The following is a 5,382-nucleotide window of genomic DNA, read 5'->3' on the forward strand; positions in this document are numbered from 1 at the left end:
GCTCGGCACCGGCCGCGGGAGCCGGGGACCGAAGCGCCTGCGTCGAGTCGTGCGGGCCGAACCCTACGGAAGCCGCTGCAGTGCGGAAACGGAGCCGCGTCGCGACGGGACGCGCGGAAGCGCAGCCCTACGGATACGGCCCGGATGCTCGCTCAGCCGCTGGTTCCGTCTCTGTCCTCCTGCTGTCCGCGTGGCAGCCGCTCCCGGCGCCGGGCCCTTGCCACCCCGGGGTTGGCCGGGGTGACAGGGCGGTTGTGACCGGAGGCCCGACCGCTCCGCGTTGTGCCGGACGGCCCGGCCGGCGCACCGGACTTCACCCGGCTTGCCCTGCGAGGCCGCGTCGCCCCGGGCCGAGGGGCCGCTTCTCCGGCAGCGGACTTCAGGGCTTCCTCCTCCTCTTCCCGCAGGCAACGCCGTAGCCTCTCCGGATCCACGCCCTCGTTGCACGCCTGGTGGAGGAGCTGGGCGAAGGCGTAGTCCGGGTCAGCCCGGAGGGCGAGCGAGAGAGCCACCCGCGCGCCGGGCTCGTCCCCTGTGGACCACGAGACCCAGGCGGCCAGCGCCAGCGGGGCGGCGGCATGCTCCACGTACGGACCCACACAACGCCGGGCGAGAGCACGCCAGAGGCGCAGTGCCGCATGGGCTTCCGGACCCTCCATCCACCGGGCGGCGCGGTCCCGGGTCTCACGGTCCTGAAGTCCCAGGATCACGGCGGCGGCCTCGTCGTGGCTGATCAGTCCGTCGTCGCGGCAGTCGGCGGCGTCCGCGGCCGAGGGCACGGGCGTCTTACCGACGCGCTCCAGCAGGCCTCTCGCCAATTTCAGGGTTTCTGTGGCTACCTGGCCGCGCCCGTGGGTGTCGAGGATGCGGGCCACCATCGCCGCGCCCACCTCGTCCAGCGCGCGAAGCTGGTCCGGTGCGAGCGCACCGGACCAGGGCACGAGCCGTTGTTCCAGTTCCCGGAGCGAGCCCTTGACCTGGATCCCGGCATAGGCAGCGGCGGCGGCCATCACCGTGGTGCCCGGCAGGGCGAGTGGGTTGCCCTCCTTCGGACAGCACCGGCCGTCCGGGCAACAATACGACCAATACCTGCCGTTGGAGATGCAGAGCGCCTCCAGCACGGGGACGTCGAGCGAACCGCAGGCAGTGCGCAGGAGTTGGGCGAACGGCCTCATCCTCTCCATGACCTCATGGGCGGCCTCTCCGGCGCCCGGGTCCTGACACAGGAAGAGGACGATCGCGTGGGGCCGGTCGCCTCGCTGCTCGCTTCCCGAGATCAGGCAGTCCGCCAATTGACCCGCGACCGAAGCCCACTCCGTCTCCGACCGCGGGATTCCGTGGCGCAGCCGCCCCCCGAAGCGGCCACGGCCGCCGTGCAACGCAACGAGGACCACGCTGTCCGTCGGATGGAATCCCAGCAGATAGGGAAGGGCGTCGGCGAGTTCGGCGGGGCCACGCAGAGTGACTTGCTGGGTGTCGGCGGGGCCGGTGGATTCATGGTGCTTGTTCATGGGATGACCGTCCCGCACGTCGCGATTTTCCGCGACCCCTGTGGATAACTCTTATCCACAGGCACCCAGCGTCACTGGCGCATTGTCAGAGGGTGGGCTTCTCATGGGGACATGACCACTCCGAAGCACATCGAAGCGCTACTCGGCACCCGCCACCACGACCCGCTCTCCGCGCCTGCTCACCATCGGGACGGCCGCCCGCCCCGCCGCTCCGCCCTCCGGCCCCTCCAGCACCCGGGTGACGGCGTCCGCCCGTCGACGGCGGCCTTCGTGGGGGACCGGCAGGGAGAAGGGGCAACCAGCTGTGGGAGTACCGGAGAAGAGCGGCTCTCGAAACCGGTGGGTCCGTCCGGCCGCGACGCCGAGGCACGGACCGCTGGTTCTCGTGAGCTTCGTCCTGTCGGCCCTGGCGACGGTCGGCGTTCAGAGGACCGTCTCGCAGCCACGGTCCGGGGCGGCCCTCCCGATCGGGCCCCTTCACGCCGCCGCGATCATCAACCGGGCGGCGCCGCCGAGGAAATGAACCACCCGGACCTGACGCACGGAAGCAACGTGCGCGAGGACCCGGCATGCGGTGACGGAGCGGGCGAAGACTCAGCCGGAGGCGGCCAGCACCAGCGGAAGGACCTGCTCGGCGCCGGCCTTGCGCAGCAACCGCGCGGCGACCGCGAGGGTCCAGCCGGAATCGGTGGAGTCGTCCACGAGCAGGACGGGCCCGGGCGACGCGGCCAGCGCGGCCGTCAGTTCGTCGGAGACGGTGAAGGCGCCCGACAGTGCTCGGACACGCTGCGCGGAGTTGCTGCGCCGCGCAGTGTGCTCCCCCTCCGGTCCGCTGTACGTCAATGTGCCCAGGAAGGGCAGTCGGCCGACGGTCGCGATTCCCTGGGCGAGGGAGCCGACCAACCGCGGGCGCGAGAGGGACGGCACCGCGACGACACCCACCGGCCGGGCGGAGGCCTCCGGGGTGTTCGCCGCCCACCCCCCCGAGGAGCGCGCCCAGTCGGCGAGAACGTCGACCGCCGCGCGCAGAACGTCCTCGGGGACGGGTACGTCCGGTGCGTTCTCGGCCAGCAGCGGGCGCAGCCGGTTGCCCCAGCCGATGTCCGAAAGCCGGCCCAGCGCCCGCCCGCTGGAACACAGTTCCCTGGCCGGGATACGCCCCTTCAGGTCGATGCCCAGCGCGGCCAGACCCGTCGGCCACATCCGGCGCGGTTCGACCTCCACCCCTGGCCGGTCCAGTTCCTTCGCCGCGCCCGTGAGGGTCTCCGCCGATACGGAGGAGTCGGCCCAGTTTCCCGCGCAGTTGTCGCAGCGGCCGCACGCGGCCGCACCCTCGTCGTCCAGCTGACGGCGCAGAAACTCCATCCGGCATCCGGACGTGCTCACGTAGTCGCGCATGGCCTGCTGCTCGGCCGCCCGCTGCCGCGCCACCCAGGCGTAGCGCTCGGCGTCGTACACCCACGGGGCACCGGTGGCCGTCCAGCCGCCCTTCACCCGCTTCACCGCGCCGTCGACGTCCAGCACCTTCAGCATCGTCTCGAGCCTGCTGCGCCGGAGCTCGACCGACGTCTCCAGGGCGGGCACCGAAAGCGGCCGGCCCGCACTCTCCAGTGCCGCGAGGGTCTGCCGCACCTGGGTCTCGGGCGGGAAGGCCGTGTCGGCGAAGTATCGCCAGATGGCCTCGTCCTCCTTGCCCGGCAGCAGAAGCACGTCCGCGTGGGCCACACCGCGGCCCGCTCGTCCTACCTGCTGGTAGTAGGCGATGGGAGAGGAAGGGGAGCCCAGGTGGACGACGAAGCCCAGGTCCGGCTTGTCGAAGCCCATCCCCAGGGCCGAGGTGGCGACCAGGGCCTTGACCCGGTTCTCCTGGAGGTCGGTCTCTGCCTGGAGCCGATCGGCGTTCTCGGTGCGCCCGGTGTACGAGGCGACCACGAAACCCCGCTGCCGGAGGAAGGCGGTGGCCTCCTCGGCGGCGGCGACGGTGAGGGCGTAGACGATTCCGGAACCGGGCAGCTCGTCCAAGTGCTCGGCGAGCCAGCCCAGGCGGTGCGCGGCGTCCGGCAACCGTACGACTCCGAGGCGCAGGCTCTCCCGCTCCAGCGGCCCTCGCAGGACGAGCGCCTCGCCCGCGCCCGTGCCGAGCTGGTCGGCGACGTCCGCGGTGACGCGCGCGTTGGCGGTCGCGGTGGTGGCCAAGACCGGTACCCCGGGGGCGAGCTCGGCGAGCATCGCCCGCAGGCGACGGTAGTCCGGCCGGAAGTCGTGGCCCCAGTCGGAGATGCAATGCGCCTCGTCGACCACCAGCAGACCTGTCGTGGCGGCAAGCCGGGGCAGCACCTGGTCACGGAAGTCGACGGAGTTGAGGCGTTCCGGGCTGACGAGGAGGACGTCGGTCTCCCCGCGCTCGACCTCGCCGTAGATGGTCTCCCACTCTTCCGGGTTGGCCGAGTTGATGGTGCGAGCCTGGATCCCTGCGCGCGCCGCCGAGTCGACCTGATTGCGCATCAGGGCGAGCAGCGGCGAGACGATCACGGTGGGGCCTGCGCCGCGGCGGCGCAGCAGGGCGGTGGCGACGAAGTACACCGCCGACTTCCCCCAGCCGGTGCGCTGCACCACCAGGGCCCGGCGGCGGTCCTCCACCAGGGCCGACACCGCCTGCCACTGGTCCTCCCGCAGCCTCGCCGAGCCGCTCGGATCACCGACCAGTTCGGCGAGAATGGCGTCTGCTTCGTTGCGGAGATCCAGGGTGTCCATGCCCCCCATGCAACCCGATGGCCGGGCCGCACGGCCACCTCACGCAGGGTGACGGACCACGGCACGGAAGACTCTCGTCTCCGACGGGGTTCCGGGGTGTTCTTTCCGTGCCGGGCTGTTCCAAGGAGGCGGGAGGCGTCGTGGGGGGCCACCACGGGCAGGGATATCCGGGTCTTTCCGGCGGATATCCCTCGGGTGTTCCAATTGCTCGTTGCCGCCCGCCGGTGCGCCAGGGAGAATTGGAGTCGCCTCCCGCACGGTCACTTCACGGCCTGTATGGGCGTGCCCTCTGTCATCCTGCCCGCATCGTGGGCGCGTAACGAAGGGAGAACCGTGACCTTCGGATTCGCACCGTCCGCAGACACTTCACCGTGGGCGGCGTCCTCGATGCCGGCCGATTCCACCAGTCGGCTCGCCCGGATGCTGGAGCCGACCGAGTGGGCGTCGGCGGGCATACCCCTGTTGCGCAACCCCCGCGAGGTGGTCAGCGGGCTGCACGCCCGCCACCGTCCCACTCCGGCCACCGCCGTCGTGGCCGTCCTCGATCACGAGGAACGCCTGAACGCCAGCGCCTCGTTCGTCCGGCGCGGCTCCGCCGTCGCGGACGGCTGGGAGTTCCGCAACGCGCTCCTGTCCCATCTGCGCCGGGTCATCCCGCACGACCTGCGCCGCCGCACCCCGGTGCGTACCGCCGTGCTGCTCTACTGCCGCGAAGGCGACGAGCGCTGGACGGAGGAGGACGGCGCGTGGATGTGGGGGCTGCGGGACGCCTGCACCCTGCACGGGCTGCGCTGCGGTGCGTACATCACCCTGACCCGCGGTGGGTGGCAGGTACTGGGCGAGGGCCGGGGAGGCAGACAGCCGAGTTCGCTCTCCACGCCGGCGTCGCTCGCGGAGACTCTCGCCGCCGCCCCGATCCCTCTCCGTACGGGTGGCGGAGCGGCCGAGGCGATGCTGCGCACGGCTGCCCGCTGAGCCCGGCGGACCGGGGTCCGGCCGCCCCGCGGGACGGCCGGACCAAAGTTCCGGGCCGGACGGGCTTCCGGTCGGATCAGACGCTCGCGCCGAGAGCGGCGTTGATCGCCTGCGGGTCACCGCACACGATCAGCAGGGTGCC

The 5,382-nt window shown here is 72.1% G+C and carries 3 protein-coding genes; 1 reads left to right on the plus strand and 2 read right to left on the minus strand.

Annotation, left to right across the window (positions count from 1 at the left end; all coding sequences use genetic code 11):
- Positions 1–152: 152 nt before the first annotated feature.
- Positions 153–1,511 (minus strand): DUF4192 domain-containing protein, encoded by a 1,359-nt coding sequence (locus tag ACFWEP_RS30960; RefSeq protein WP_387375061.1) that lies wholly within the window; start codon positions 1,509–1,511, stop codon positions 153–155.
- A gap of 594 nt (positions 1,512–2,105) precedes the next feature.
- Positions 2,106–4,265, minus strand: coding sequence for a DEAD/DEAH box helicase (locus ACFWEP_RS30965; RefSeq protein ID WP_387375062.1), 2,160 nt, complete (start codon positions 4,263–4,265; stop codon positions 2,106–2,108).
- Between the two features lie 333 nt (positions 4,266–4,598).
- Here ACFWEP_RS30965 and ACFWEP_RS30970 point away from each other — a divergent pair, with 333 nt between their 5' ends.
- Positions 4,599–5,240 carry a hypothetical protein gene (locus ACFWEP_RS30970; RefSeq protein ID WP_387375064.1) on the plus strand — a complete coding sequence of 214 codons (642 nt, stop codon included), beginning with the start codon at positions 4,599–4,601 and terminating at the stop codon, positions 5,238–5,240.
- Positions 5,241–5,382: the final 142 nt, after the last annotated feature.

The sequence above is a fragment of the Streptomyces sp. NPDC060198 genome (assembly GCF_042728415.1).
Taxonomy (GTDB): Bacteria; Actinomycetota; Actinomycetes; order Streptomycetales; family Streptomycetaceae; genus Streptomyces.